Genomic DNA, 12,920 nt, shown 5'->3' on the forward strand with positions numbered 1-12,920 from the left:
CTCGTGCGGCGCAGGCCACCTTCCGTCCGAACCTCGCCCACCGCTCAGCCCACCAGTCGCTTGCGCCAGAGCAGCGGGCGTATCTCGATCGCGTGGCCGGCGTCGCCGTTCCACACCACCGGGAAGCCGGCGTCCGCGAGGGCGGCCACCACCTCGTGGCCGACGGCGGTCGTGGTGAGCGGGGAGCCGTCGAAGCCGCCGTAGAGGAGGGAGAGGCCGTGGCCGCTGGCGGCCGACTCCGTGCACTGGGAGTGGAAGTAGACGAAGCCGCGGGCGTCGGGCGCGCCCTCGGCGGCGATCTCGGCCTCCCCGCAGGTGCGGCAGCAGGTGAAGTGCTCGCGGGCGGTGATGCCGGCGGCGTCCAGCGCGGCGAAGGCGCGGGCGAGGCGTTCCGGGTCCGTCTCGCCGACCCAGCCGGTCTGCTCGCCGACGCGCTCCAGCCACAGCCGGTCGGCGAGCTGCTCGGCCTGCTCGCGGGAGACCGGACTGCCCTCCGGGGAGAGCAGGTACTCCGCGGCCTCCTCGGCGAGCGCGGCGCGGGTGGTGTAGCCGCAGGCCAGCGTGAGGCGCAGCCGCTCCTCGAGGTCGCGGCGCTCGCCGGGCGGCAGGTCGAGCGGGGGCGCCGGCTCGGGGGCGGGGCCCATGGCGAGCGGCTTCCAGTCCAGCCCGTCGCCCCAGCCGGGCTCGCGGCGCGCCCAGCCGAGCATGGCGGTGACCACCGGCTCGGGCCCGTCGAGCGTGACCTCGTAGTGGCGGTCGGCGGAGCCGTCCCGGTACTCCAGGGCGTAGTCGCCGCCCTCGGCGTGCCAGACCTGGATGTAGACGTCGGGCAGGTCGGGCACCCGCTGGACGACGACGAAGTTGTCCCCGTCCGCGCCCAGCCGCCCGACCAGCGCGCCGAGGGCGTCCGCACCCGCCCCGACGTGTCGCGTCCCGTCGTTCTCCTGCACCGTGATCGCCAGCATGGGGTCACCCTGGCACACGCCACTGACAATGCCGCTGACGGTCGGTCGGACGGACGGAGGGGCCGGCCGGCCGGCCGCTCACACGCCCCGCGTGGCCCTGATCCGCCCCTCCCCGATCGCGGCCACCAGTTCCGCGTGGTCGAGTCTCGTGCGGTCCGCGTACAGCACCGCGAAGTCGGCGATCGCCTCCGCGAAGGTGTCGGCCGAGCCGAGGTAGCCCGCGATGGCGAGCCGGTCGCCGGTGCGGGCGTGGGCGCGGGCGAGGGTGCGCCCGCACAGGTCGGCATAGGCGCGCAGGCCGGCCGGGGCCATGTCCGAGACGTCCGCCGAGCCCTTCATGTCGCGCAGCTGGCGGCCGTAGAAGTGCCGCCCGGCCGGGCCCGTCGTCCAGCCGAGGAAGATGTCGCTCGCCGCCTGCATGAGGTGCTGGCCGGTGACGACGCGCCGCCCGCCGTGGTGCGCGGCGACCTCGGCGTCCACCCGCGCCGCCGGCAGGTGCTCCTCCAGCACCGAGCGCCCGGCCTCCTTGAGCTGGAGGAACAGCGGGTCGCGCCCGTCCCGGCCCTCCAGCAGGACGATGTAGCAGCGGGTGCCGACGCTGCCCACCCCGACCACCTTCACCGCCGCGTCGACGAAGCGGAAGCGGTCGAGCAGCACCCGCCGGTCCTCGGCGAGGGTGGCCCGGTAGTCGCTGAACACCTGGCCGACGGAGCCCAGTTCGGCCTTCGACAGCCGCTCGACCAGCGGCGGCGCGCTGACGATGCGCCGCCGGCCGTCCCGCTCCTCGGTGAGCTTGCCGAAGGCCTGGAGGCTGGTGCGGCGCCGGGCGGCGGCGAGGTCCGCCTCGACCCGCCGGCGCTGCCTGCCCCGGCGCACCAGCGGCAGCAGGTCGGCGCTGTCGAAACGGCTGTACCAGACGTCGAGTTCGCCCATCCCGGCCAGCCGGCGCAGCGCGGCGGCGTAGCCGCGGCCGGCGCTCAGCGCGGCGCGGCGCACGCGCTCCTCGCCGTGCCCGTTGTCGCGGGCGGCGACGGCGACGCTGGCGGCGAGGCGCTTGACGTCCCACTCGAAGGGGCCAGGGTACGTCTCGTCGAAGTCGTTGACGTCGAAGAGCAGGGCGCGCTCCGGCGAGGCGTAGAGCCCGAAGTTCACCAGGTGGGCGTCGCCGCAGAGCTGGACGGTCAGGCCGGTGTCGGGCCCGGCGGCGAGGTCGGCGGCCATGACGGCGGCGGCGCCGCGCAGGAACGCGAAGGGGGTGTCGGCCATCCGGCCGTAGCGGATCGGCAGCAGCCGCGCGACCCGGTCCTCGCCCTGCCGCTCGAGCACCGCGACCGGGTCGGGCCGGTCGGCGGCGGGGATCCACCGGCCGTGCGCGGAGCGGGGGACCCGTTCGCGGGCGGCCCGGCCCCGGCGGCGGCGTTCGGCGGGCGTGGTCATGCGCGGCTCCTCGGTCGGCCTCGGCGGGTACCCCTCCGGGCGACGCTAGGCGACTGCCACCGGAGGGGCACCGCGCGCCCTCCGGCGCTGCGCCGAACGGATGATCCCCCGGTTCCTGCGCCGCCATGCCCGGGTCCCGTTCACCGGGGCGGTTTCCGGACGTCGCCTCCGGTCGCCGGCGGGCGGCCGTCCCCGGGGCCGCGGTCACCGCACGGCGAAGTCCGCCATCATCGCCATGTCCTCGTGCTCCAGGTTGTGGCAGTGCAGCATGTACGTCCCCGCGTAGTCGGTGAACCGCACGAGCACCTCCACCTCCTCGGCCGGCCGCAGGTCGACGGTGTCCTTCCACCCGGCGTCGTAGGGGCCCGGCTCCTTGCCGTTGCGCGACAGCACCTGGAAGTGGTTGAGGTGCACGTGGACGGGATGGTGCAGGTCGGTGGACAAGCGCCAGATCTCGGTGGCCCCGAGGACCGGGTCCGCGACGTCGCGGCCGGGTTCGTACGGGTCGCCGTTGATCGTCCAGCCGTCGCCGCGGCTGCGCCGGAAGGCGAAGTCGCGGGTGGCCGCGGCGGCGGAGGCGTCGAGCGCCTCCACCGCGGACAGCCGCTCGGGCACCGTCGCGTCGTCGGTGACCTGCCGGGAGGTGACGTCGAAGCGCATGACCTCGGCGGTCCTGCCGCTGCCGAAGCGGTTCAGCAGGCGCACGGCCGTGCCGGGCGGGTAGCGGGAGAAGTCGACGACGACGTCGAAGCGCTCGGCGGGGGCGATCTCCAGGGCGTCGTGGGCGACGGGGGCCGCCAGCAGGCCGCCGTCCGAGCCGATCTGGACGAGGGCGTCGCCGCCGGACGGCTGGGGGTCGAGTTCGAGGCGGTAGAGGCGGGCGTTGGAGGCGTTGAGGAACCGCAGCCGGTAGCGCGCCCGGTCCACGTCCAGGCGGGGCCACGGCGCGCCGTTGACCAGGATGACGTCGCCGAGGACGCCGTTCGCGTAGTCGGAGGTGACGCCGGGCCGGTCGGCGCCCTGCGCCGGGTACAGGAACGAGCCGTCCTCGGCGAAGGAGCGGTCGGCGAGCATGAGCGGGAGGTCGCGGTCGCCGTGCGGCAGCGGCAGGGCGCCCTCCTCGTCGTCGTGGACGAGGTGGAAGCCCGCCAGGCCGCGCCAGACGCCCTGGCCGGTGAAGCCCATCCGGTGGTCGTGGTACCAGAGGGTGGCGGCGCGCTGGTGGCCCGGATAGGTGTGGACGCGCTCGCCGGTGACGGACCTCCCGGCCGCGTGGTGCTCCATGCCGGGCATCCCCGCCATGGCGTCGACGCTCGCGCTCGATCCGACGGGCAGCAGCAGGTCGACCGGGTAGCCGTCGCTGTCGGCCGGGGTGTGGCCGCCGTGGAGGTGGACGACGGACGGCACCGGCAGCTCGTTGCGGTGCTTGACCACCGCCGCCCGGCCGGAGCGGGTGACCACCGTCGGGCCGGGCCAGCTGCCGCCGTACGTCCAGGCCTCGGTGCGCACGCCCGGCAGGATCTCCAGCTCGGCGACCCGCTGCACGATCTCGTACCGGTCGGCCGCGGCGTCGCCGCCGACCGGCTTGAGCACCGGCGGCACCGGCAGCGGCACCTGGAACGCGGGCGGCGGTTGGAGCCCGCTGCTCAGCAGCCGGCCCGGCCGGCCCTCGGCCAGCAGCCGGGCCGCCGAGGGCCCCGCGACGGCGGCCAGCGTGCCCGCGCCGAGGACGGAGGCGCCGATGCCGAGGAAGCGGCGCCGGTTCACTTGGCCACCTCCACGGGCCCGCCCGGCCGGGGCAGCCGCCCGCTGCCGTCCGGCTCGGGAGCGGCGGCGGCGCGGGCGGGCAGCGGCTCGCGCCAGGCGCCGACCAGCGCGAACAGGATGCCGCTGACCAGCAGGACGCCGAGCGTGACGTGGACGCCGACGGCCCGGCCGTAGCCGGCGGCGATCTGGCCGATGACCGCCACCGCCAGGAGGGCGGTGCTCCACAGCGGCCACAGCGGCCCGCGCCCTGGCCACCGGACCAGGACGGCCACCGCGAGCTGCAGCACGGCGACGGTGGCCAGCGTCATCGCGTTGCCCTCGTGGTCCTCGAGCGACTCGTAGGTGCCGTTGAGGAAGCTCCCGGCCAGCACGGTCTGGAGGACGGCCAGCAGGCCCAGCGTGGTCGAGGTGACGCGCAGGAGGATCAGCGGCCAGCGGGGCGCGGGGGCCGCGGGAGGACTGGTCATTGCGAGGTCGCTCTCTGCTCGGCGGGTCGGGCGGGGCGGGCGAGAGCGTAGCTGATCCGGCATCACGATCGGCGGCAATGCGGATGGTTGGGCGTCCGGGTGATCCCTTTGCGCCGGTTCGGCCCGCCGGGTTCACCCGGTCGGGGGACGGACCGGGCACCGGGGGCGCCCCCGGCCCCGGCTCACACCGGGTCGGCCGTCACCCCCTCGTAGGCGGTGCGGAGTTCGCCGAGGACGGGGTGGTCCGCGTCGAAGCGCGTGCCGTCGACCGCCGCCACCGGACGGACGCCGACGCCCGCGTTCACCGCGAACGCGGCCTTGAACCGGTCGAGCTCGACGGCGTCCACCGGCCCGCTCTCCTGAGGCCCGCCGTACGCGCGGGCGAGCAGCGCGGCGGTGACACCCGGCAGGCTCGGGCCCTGCGGCCAGACCACGCGGCCGCCGTCGTCGACGAAGCCGACGTTCCAGGTGGCGCCCTCCGTCACCCGGCCCGCCGGGTCCACCAGCAACGCGTCGTCGAACCCGGCGAGTTGGGCCTCGCGACGGTGGCGGATCAGGCCGAACAGCCCGACGTGCTTCACCTGCGGCGCCTCCCGCACGTAGGCGACCGTGCGCACCCGCAGCGGGCCGGGCACGGCGGCCGGGGCCGGGCGGGTGGTGACCAGCAGGCTCGGCGCGGCCGGACCGGACGGGCGCTCCAGACCGAGCTCCGGGTCGTAGACGGTGACCCGGACGATCGCCTCCGCGCCGTCCGGCGGCAGCACCGCGCGGATCCGCCCGCGCACGACGTCCGGGTCCAGTTCGGCGCCGAACAGCGCCCGGCAGTCCCGCACCAGCCGCTCCAGGTGCAGCGCCAGGCCCCGGACCCGGCCTGCCCCGACCCGCAGGGTGGTGAAGTGCCCGTAGTTCAGCAGCCCCAGCGCCGCCACCCGCGCCGCGTCGGCGGGGGCGCCGTCGATCTCGATCTCAGCCATGGGGCGAGTCTGGCAGGACCGCGGCGCGATTGCGCCTAGAGCCGGTGGTGGGACCGGGGTCCTACGGGGAGACCGGGCGGTACGGGGTGACGAACCGCCGGCCCGCCGCGGCGGCCAGTTGCTCGAAGTGCTCGATCTTGTGGGCGAGCCCCTCCGGTTCGCCGGTGTCCGCCCAGCGCCACGCCTCCGCCCACCACTGCGGCCCGCGCACCAGCGGGCGGCCGGCGAGCGCCAGGTGCAGCGCGAGCGTCGAGCGCGCGTAGCCGTGCACCCAGCCGTCCGTGGCCCGGTAGGCGGCCGTCTCGTCCAGCCGCAGCCAGCGGCCCTCGCACCCGGCGGCCAGCAGCGGCACCCACCCCTGGGCGCCGTCCTCGACCAGCAGGAGCAGCCGCCCGTCCTCCTCCCGCACGCGGTAGGGCGGCAGTTGGGGCATCCGCGCGAGGGCGAGCGAGTGCTTCCAGCCGACCACCCACAGGCCCCGGCGCAGGTAGTAGCGGACAGCGTGCTGCCAGGTCCAGTGCGCCTCCAGCCGGTAGCCGGGCAGGCCCTCGGCGGCCGCCGCGCGGTACACGTCGTCCAGTACCCCGGCGGCCAGGCCGCGCCCGCGGGCCTCCGGCCGCAGGTAGAGCGAGGAGACGGCGAGCTGGCCGGGCCCCCGCGTCCAGTTGTCGACGGCGACCGTCCCGGCGACCGCGCCGTCCGCGCCCAGCACCCAGTACCGGCGCCGGTACAGCTCGCCGCCCGGCCACTCCCGGCCGCTCTCGCCGAGCCGCTCCCGCCACCGCCGCTCGACATCCGGCGCGAGGGCGTCCGGGTCCACCCGCTCCCCCAGCTCGCCCTCCACCAGGGACGCCAAGTCCCAGAGCGCGAAGCGCCGTTCGTCCCCCTCGAGCACCACCGTCAGCCGCGGCCCCGCCGCCAGCCGATCCTGCGCCCGTTCCACCGCTGCATCCCAAGACCTCACCACACGGCCACGATAGACCCGTGGTGGGCACGGATCGTAATTCGGTGGACACCGAACGTCAGATCGGATACGAATTCAGCCGTCCGCTTCGTGACGGTCGTGACGGTCGTGACGGGGTGCCGTCGTACGAGTGGTGCCGTCGTCCCCGGTGGTGCCGGTGGCGCCTGGGAAGGGAGTTCCCGATGTCGGTGTCCGTACGTCCACGAGCAGTGCGTCCGTCAGCCGTGTGCCGCTTCGGCGCTCGCCCTCTCCGGGGCCTGCGCCGGGCTCTCCGGGGCCTGCGCCGGGCTCTCCGCGACCGCCTCCGCCCGCGCGGGTCGGGTCAGTACGACGGCGGAGATCACGGCCACGCCGCCCACGAGGGCGTTCCAGCCGATGGGTTCGGCGAGGAAGGCCGCGCCCAGGGCCATCGACCAGACCGGTGTCACGTAGGTGACGGCCGAGGCCACCGCGGTGCCCGCCGCACGGACGAGGCCCAGGTTGAGCACGTACGCGAAGCCGGTGCCGGCCGCGCCCAGGGTCAGCAGCGCCCCCGCGGCGCCCGCGCCGGGCCAGTGCGGCGCGCCCGCGCCGAGGGGTGCGACGACGGCCAGTTCCGCCGCGGCGCAGGTGATCTGGGTCGCCGACAGCGCCGTGACGCCGTACGGCCGGCCGCTCAGGAAGCGTCGCAGGTAGGCGAAGCCCGCGCCGTAGCAGCATGCCGCGCCCAGGCAGGCCAGCCCACCGGCGAGCTCGCCCGAGCCGATGCCCCGCCAGACGCCGAGCACCGTCAGCACACCGGCGAAGCCGAGCACCAGGCCGCTCAGCCGGCGCGCCCCCGGGCGGCGTTCCCCCGCCACCGCGGCCACCGCGAACAGCAGCGTGAACAGCGGCGTGGTGGCGTTCAGCACCCCGGCGAGCACCGAGCTGACCTTCGTCTCGCCGAACGAGAAGAGCGTGAACGGCACGGTGTTGAGCAGCACCGCGACCACCGCCGAGTGCCCCCAGACCGCGCGCTCGCGCGGCACCCGTTCGCGCCGCAGCGCGAGGACCGCCCACAGCGTGGCCGCCCCGAGCACGCACCGCCACAGCGCCACCCAGACCGGCGGCACCCCCGCCGCCAGCGCGACCTTGATCAGGGCGAAGCTCGCGCCCCAGATCGCGGACAGCACCACGAACCCCGGCCACCATCTCCGCGTTCCGTTCACGTCCGTCCTCCCCGTCTCCCCGTCCGGGACGGCCCGTACCGCGGCCGTCCGCTCCAGGACGGTCCGCACCGGGCCGTCCGTCCTGGACAGAGGGTGGCCCCGCCGGGGAGCATGAGTCCAACAAGTGATGATGCCGGACGGATGAGGAAGTCTCATGGCTTCGGAGGTCAACCTCGCCCAGCTCAGGGCGCTGATCGCGGTGGCCGACGCCGGCGGCTTCGGCGCCGCCGCCGACGACCTGGGCATCACCCAGTCCGCCGTCTCGCACGCGGTCGCCGCCCTGGAGCGCACCCTCGGAGCGCCCGTGCTGCACCGCGGCAGCCCCGCCCGGCCGACCCCGCTGGGCGAGCAGATCCTGCCGCACGCCCGCACGGCGGTCGCCTCGGCCTGCGCCGTCCGCGCCATCGCCACCCGGCACTCGGGCGGCCTCACCGGCACCGTCCGGCTGGCCGCGCCCACCACCGTCTGCCAGGTGCTGCTACCCGGGCTGCTCCGGGACTGGGCGGCGGCGCACCCGCAGGTGACGGTCTCGATCTTCGAGGGCGAGGACACCGAGCTGGCCGTCTGGCTGGAGGCGGGCACGGTCGACGCCGCCGTCCTGGTCGACGCCGGAGCGCCGCCGCCCGGCGCGGTCCCGCTCGGCGCGGACTCCATGCACGCGCTGCTCCGGCGCGACCACCCCCTCGCCGCGCAGGAGTCCATCCACGTCGCGGACCTCGAGGACGACGACTTCCTGCTCTCCGAGGGCGGCTGCGAGCGACACATCCGCGAGGCGTACCGCCGGGCCGGCACCCGCTTCTCCCCGCGGCACCGGATCCGTGACCTCAACACGCTCATCGGCATGGTCCACGCGGGCGTCGGCGTCTCGGTGATGCCCGCGCTCGCGCTGACGATGATCCCGGCGGGCTGCGTCCTCATCCCGATCCGGCCCGCCGTCCACCGCACCCTGACGCTCACCGGACCGGCCGGCCGGCCGTGGTCCCCCGCCGTGAGCGGGCTGCTGGCGGCGGTGTCCCCGGCGCCGGCGGCGGAGGCCCTCGCGGAGGCGTGAACCCGGCGCGGGCTCCGGCGCATTTCTGCGGCCGGGGCGTCCTCGGTGGAACTTTTCGTGGCTGGAGCATCGGTCGGCTGGATCCGGTGCTGCGCCGACCGCAGGGTGACGGGCGTTGCCCGTCCGCTCTCCGAGGGAGCCCCGTTGTCCACCTCCGCACCGCACCACCGCCGTTGGGCGGCGCTCGCCGCGCTGCTCACCGCCGAGGCGATGAACCTCCTGGACGCGACGATCGTCCAGGTCGCCGCACCGCGCATGCACGCCGAGCTCGGCGGCCCGGTCTCCGCCGTGCCGTGGCTGACCTCCGCCTACACCCTGCCGTTCGCCGTCCTCCTGCTCGCCGGCGCCCGGCTGGGCGACCGGGCCGGGCGGCGGCGGGTGTTCCGCGTCGGGGTCGCCGGGTTCCTCCTGGCCTCCCTGGCCTGCGCCGCGGCGCCCACGCTCGGCGCGCTGATCGCCTTCCGTGCCGTCCAGGGCGCGGCGGCGGCGCTGATCGTGCCGCAGACCATCGGCCTGATCAAGGCGATGTTCCGCGGCGAGGAGACGGCGAGGGCGCTCGGCAGCATCGGCCCGGTGATGGGGCTGGCGGCCGTGTGCGGCCCGGTCCTCGGCGGGGTGCTGACGCACGCCGACCTGTTCGGGTCCTCCTGGCGGGCGGTCTTCCTGGTCAACGTGCCGCTCTCGCTCGCCGTCCTCGCCCTCGCCCCGCTCCTCGCCGAGGACCGCGCGCCCCTACGGCCCGGCCTCGACCCGGCGGGCACCGCACTCGCCGCGCTCGCGACCGCCCTCCTCGTCCTCCCGCCGCTGCGCTCCGGCGGCACGCTGACGGGCGGTCCGGCGCTCGCGTCGCTCGCCACCGGGTGCGTGGCCGCGGTGGCCTTCGCCGCCCATCAGCGCCGTGGCGCGCGGCGCGGGCGCGGCACGCTCGTCGAGACCAGCCTCTTCGCGTCCGCCCGCTTCCCGGCCGCGCTGGTGTGCTCCGCGCTGTTCTTCGGGGCGGGCACCGGGCTCACCCTCGTCGTCGTGCTCCAGCTGCAAGTCGGTTCCGGAGCCGACGCGTTGACCGCCGGGCTGACGCTCCTGCCGTGCTCGGCCGGGATGGCCGTGGCGTCCTGGTGCGCCGGCGCCCACCTGGTCGGCCGGTACGGGTCGCGGGTGCGCGGCGCCGGGCTCGCGGTCATGGCGGCGGGCGTCCTGGCGACCGCCGGGGCGTTCGGCGCGGGCGGCCACCCGGCGCTGCTGCCGTGCGCGCTCGCGGTCGTCGGCGTCGGGCAGGGTCTGTTCACGCCGTCCTTCTTCACCGCCGCGCTGGCGCCGCTGCGACCTCAGGAGATCGGCTCCGCCGCCGGACTCCTCAACGCCGTCCAGCAGTTCGGCACCACCGTCGGCGTCGCCGTGCTCGGCCGGATCTACCTCGAGTCGGCGGACACCGCCGGCGCGCAGCGGGCCTGTTGGGCGGGCCTCGCCGCGCTGGCCGTGGTCGCGGTGGCCGGGCGGGCGCTGCGCGCGAGCGGTCCGGGCCGGGGTGGCGGTCCGGACGCGGTCAAAGACCCGGGGCCGGGCCGGGCAGAATCGGAGACCGCTCCGGAACCGGCCGCCGAACCCCTGGAAGCCCCGCATGCTCGATGAGCTCGACCGCGCACTCGTCCACGCCCTGCGGATCGACGGCCGCGCTCCGTTCAGCCGCGTCGCCACGGTGCTCGACGTCTCACCGCAGACCGTCGCCCGACGCTACCGGCGGCTGCGGGCGGAGGCGTGCCTGCGGGTCGTCGGGCTCGCCGACCCGCGGCGGGCCGGGCGCACGCAGTGGCTGCTGCGCCTCACCGCCGGTCCGCACGCCGCCCAGGGCGTCGCCCGGGCGCTGGTGCGGCGCAGCGACACGGCCTGGGTGCACCTGACCTCGGGCGGCACCGAGATCACCGCCATCGTCGAGACCGCGCCCGGCGACGACGACCACGCCCTGCTGCTGCGCGACGTGCCGCGCACGGCCACCGTCACGGCCGTCTCGGCGCACTGCCTGCTGCACACCTACCGGGGCGGTCCCACCGTGTGGCCGGGCGGGGCCTGCACGCTCAGCGAGGAGCAACAGGACCTGCTGCGCCCGCCGACCCCCGGACCCGCCCCACTCACCCCGCCGGCCTTCGACGCGGCCGACCGGGCGCTGCTCGCCGTGCTCCACCACGACGGCCGTGCCGCTCTCGGCGAGCTCGCCGCTGCCACCGGCCGCACCCCCGCGACGGTCGCCCGCCGCCTCGCCCAACTCCGTGCCGAGGGCGCCGTCTTCCTCGACGTCGAGCTGGACCCCCGCCTGCACGGTGCCGGCCTGCAGGCGCTCCTGTGGATGACCGTCGCCCCCGCGCGCCTGGACCGGGTCGCGCTCGCGCTCACCGGCCACCGCGAACTCGCCTTCGTCGCGGCGACGACGGGCCGCACCAACCTCGTCGCCACCGCGCTCTGCGCCGGCCCGGCCGACCTGCACCGCTATCTCACCCGTGACCTCGCCGCCTTCCCCGAGATCACCGTCCTGGAGTCCGCGCCCGTCCTGCGGACCCTCAAGTCCTCCGGCCCCGTCCCGCCGCCGCCCACCCGGGCCCCGCAGTGACGCTTGACCGTTTCGGGGTTGACCACCCTTCCGAAACAGGTCTATACCAGTGACAGTCCTCGGCAACGACCCCCCGCCGACGGGCCGTTCGGCCCGCGCGCCCACCCCCACGTCCGGCGCGGACGGGTCACCTCCTCCTGCCGTTTCCTGGAAAGGCTTCCGATGGAACGCGCTCTTCCCCCACACGCCGCGCCCCACAGAGCCCCCGGGGCCCGCGGGCCCCGCACCGGCCGGACCGCCCACAGGGCCTCGCGCCGGACCGCCCTCGCCGTCGCCGGCGTGCTCGGACTGGTCGCGGGCGGCGTCACCGCCGTCAGCGCCTCCGGCTCCGCGTCCGCCGACACCACCGCCACGGCCGGCCTGGGCAGCAACTGGTACGCCTCGGCGCCGTACCTGATGCCCGAGGACAACAGCCCGCCGGACGCCGCCGCGGTGATGGACGCCACCGGGCAGAAGGCCTTCCAGCTGGCCTTCGTCCTCGCGCAGGGCAACAACTGCGCCCCCGCCTGGGGCGGGACGTCCTCGATCGACTCCGACACGACGATGCCATCGGTGATCCGGACGATCCGCGGCAAGGGCGGCGACGTCTCGGTGTCGGTCGGCGGCTACGGCGGCACCAAGCTCGGCCAGGTCTGCGGCACTGCGGAGGCGACCGCCGCCGGCTACCAGCAGGTCGTCACCAAGTACCAGCTCAAGGCGATCGACTTCGACCTGGAGGAGCCGGAGTACGAGAACACGGCCGCGATCCACAACGAGATCGGCGCGGCCCGCATCCTCCAGCAGAACAACCCCGGCCTGTACGTGTCGATCACCACGGCCGGCACCACCGCGGGCACCGGCTGGTTCGGCACCCAGATGCTCAACGAGGCCAAGTCCGTGGGCTTCACGCCCGACAACTTCTCGATCATGCCGTTCGACGGCGGGTTCAACGGCGCCGCCGCCCAGACGGACGCACTGGTGAAGTTCAACCAGATCCTGCAGAACACCTTCGGCTGGTCCGAGGCCACCGCGTACGCCCACGAGGGCGTGTCGATGATGAACGGCCGCACGGACGCCGCCGAGTACTTCCACCAGGCCGACTTCCAGACCGTGCTGGACTTCGCGACCGCGCACGGCCTGGCCCGCTACACCTTCTGGTCGGTCAACCGCGACCGGCAGTGCCAGGGACCGGTGGACCCGGGGCTGTCCGGCTCCTGCTCCAGCGTGGCGCAGGGCGACTGGGACTTCACGAAGTACACGGCGAAGTTCGCCGGCGCGACGCCGCCCACCACTCCCCCGAGCACGCCGCCCACCACTCCCCCGACGACTCCGCCCACGACCCCGGGGGCCTGCACCCTCCCGGCGTGGAGCGCGAGCACGACGTACACCGCGGGGAACAAGGTGTCGTACAACGGGCACGACTACCACGCCAAGTGGTGGACGCTGAACGAGGTGCCGAGCGCCAGCGGCCAGTGGGGCGTCTGGGCCGACGACGGCCCCTGCTGACGGTCCGCGCCTGGAAGGGGG

General features: G+C 75.8%; 11 protein-coding genes. 4 read left to right on the forward strand and 7 right to left on the reverse strand.

The annotated features are described in order from the left end of the window. Window positions 1-44: 44 nt before the first annotated feature. The 7 genes from PUR71_RS32905 to PUR71_RS32935 all read right to left on the reverse strand — a co-directional run bounded on the left by PUR71_RS32905 (window position 45) and on the right by PUR71_RS32935 (window position 7,761). The gene (locus tag PUR71_RS32905) at window positions 45-965 is read right to left on the reverse strand and encodes a DUF6891 domain-containing protein (protein WP_329930837.1); all 921 of its coding nucleotides are present in this window, start codon (window positions 963-965) and stop codon (window positions 45-47) included. Between the two features lie 78 nt (window positions 966-1,043). Further along, window positions 1,044-2,402: a DUF2252 domain-containing protein gene (locus PUR71_RS32910; RefSeq protein WP_329930838.1), complete on the reverse strand. Its 1,359-nt coding sequence runs from the start codon at window positions 2,400-2,402 to the stop codon at window positions 1,044-1,046. A gap of 204 nt (window positions 2,403-2,606) precedes the next feature. Next, complete coding sequence (locus PUR71_RS32915) at window positions 2,607-4,169, reverse strand: multicopper oxidase family protein (RefSeq protein WP_329930839.1); 1,563 nt, start codon at window positions 4,167-4,169, stop codon at window positions 2,607-2,609. Further along, the gene (locus PUR71_RS32920) at window positions 4,166-4,636 is read right to left on the reverse strand and encodes a hypothetical protein (protein WP_329930840.1); all 471 of its coding nucleotides are present in this window, start codon (window positions 4,634-4,636) and stop codon (window positions 4,166-4,168) included. Before PUR71_RS32920 ends, PUR71_RS32915 begins: the two co-directional genes overlap by 4 nt. A gap of 182 nt (window positions 4,637-4,818) precedes the next feature. Next, window positions 4,819-5,610 carry an aminotransferase class IV family protein gene (locus tag PUR71_RS32925; RefSeq protein ID WP_329930841.1) on the reverse strand — a complete coding sequence of 264 codons (792 nt, stop codon included), beginning with the start codon at window positions 5,608-5,610 and terminating at the stop codon, window positions 4,819-4,821. 61 nt (window positions 5,611-5,671) lie between these two features. Next, window positions 5,672-6,553, reverse strand: coding sequence for a GNAT family N-acetyltransferase (locus tag PUR71_RS32930; protein ID WP_329930842.1), 882 nt, complete (start codon window positions 6,551-6,553; stop codon window positions 5,672-5,674). A 239-nt stretch (window positions 6,554-6,792) separates the two neighbouring features. Next, window positions 6,793-7,761 (reverse strand): DMT family transporter, encoded by a 969-nt coding sequence (locus PUR71_RS32935; protein WP_329930843.1) that lies wholly within the window; start codon window positions 7,759-7,761, stop codon window positions 6,793-6,795. Window positions 7,762-7,915: 154 nt separating this feature from the next. Between PUR71_RS32935 and PUR71_RS32940 the strand changes: the two genes are divergently transcribed. The 4 genes from PUR71_RS32940 to PUR71_RS32955 all read left to right on the forward strand — a co-directional run bounded on the left by PUR71_RS32940 (window position 7,916) and on the right by PUR71_RS32955 (window position 12,899). Further along, window positions 7,916-8,812: a LysR family transcriptional regulator substrate-binding protein gene (locus PUR71_RS32940; RefSeq protein ID WP_329930844.1), complete on the forward strand. Its 897-nt coding sequence runs from the start codon at window positions 7,916-7,918 to the stop codon at window positions 8,810-8,812. 144 nt (window positions 8,813-8,956) lie between these two features. Next, window positions 8,957-10,441 (forward strand): MFS transporter, encoded by a 1,485-nt coding sequence (locus tag PUR71_RS32945; protein WP_329930845.1) that lies wholly within the window; start codon window positions 8,957-8,959, stop codon window positions 10,439-10,441. After that, window positions 10,431-11,414 carry an Lrp/AsnC family transcriptional regulator gene (locus PUR71_RS32950; protein WP_329930846.1) on the forward strand — a complete coding sequence of 328 codons (984 nt, stop codon included), beginning with the start codon at window positions 10,431-10,433 and terminating at the stop codon, window positions 11,412-11,414. Before PUR71_RS32945 ends, PUR71_RS32950 begins: the two co-directional genes overlap by 11 nt. Window positions 11,415-11,693: 279 nt before the next feature. Beyond that, the gene (locus PUR71_RS32955) at window positions 11,694-12,899 is read left to right on the forward strand and encodes a carbohydrate-binding protein (protein ID WP_329930847.1); all 1,206 of its coding nucleotides are present in this window, start codon (window positions 11,694-11,696) and stop codon (window positions 12,897-12,899) included. The last annotated feature ends 21 nt before the right edge of the window (window positions 12,900-12,920 follow it).

The sequence above is a fragment of the Streptomyces sp. SP17BM10 genome, assembly GCF_036322405.1.
GTDB lineage: Bacteria > Actinomycetota > Actinomycetes > Streptomycetales > Streptomycetaceae > Kitasatospora.

Bases quoted from the DNA above. Each gene is read 5' to 3' on its own strand.
- PUR71_RS32905 (WP_329930837.1), bottom strand. From the start codon at position 965: ATGCTGGCGATCACGGTGCAGGAGAACGACGGGACGCGACACGTCGGG.
- PUR71_RS32950 (WP_329930846.1), top strand. From the start codon at position 10,431: ATGCTCGATGAGCTCGACCGCGCACTCGTCCACGCCCTGCGGATCGAC.
- PUR71_RS32910 (WP_329930838.1), bottom strand. From the start codon at position 2,402: ATGACCACGCCCGCCGAACGCCGCCGCCGGGGCCGGGCCGCCCGCGAA.
- PUR71_RS32940 (WP_329930844.1), top strand. From the start codon at position 7,916: ATGGCTTCGGAGGTCAACCTCGCCCAGCTCAGGGCGCTGATCGCGGTG.
- PUR71_RS32925 (WP_329930841.1), bottom strand. From the start codon at position 5,610: ATGGCTGAGATCGAGATCGACGGCGCCCCCGCCGACGCGGCGCGGGTG.
- PUR71_RS32920 (WP_329930840.1), bottom strand. From the start codon at position 4,636: ATGACCAGTCCTCCCGCGGCCCCCGCGCCCCGCTGGCCGCTGATCCTC.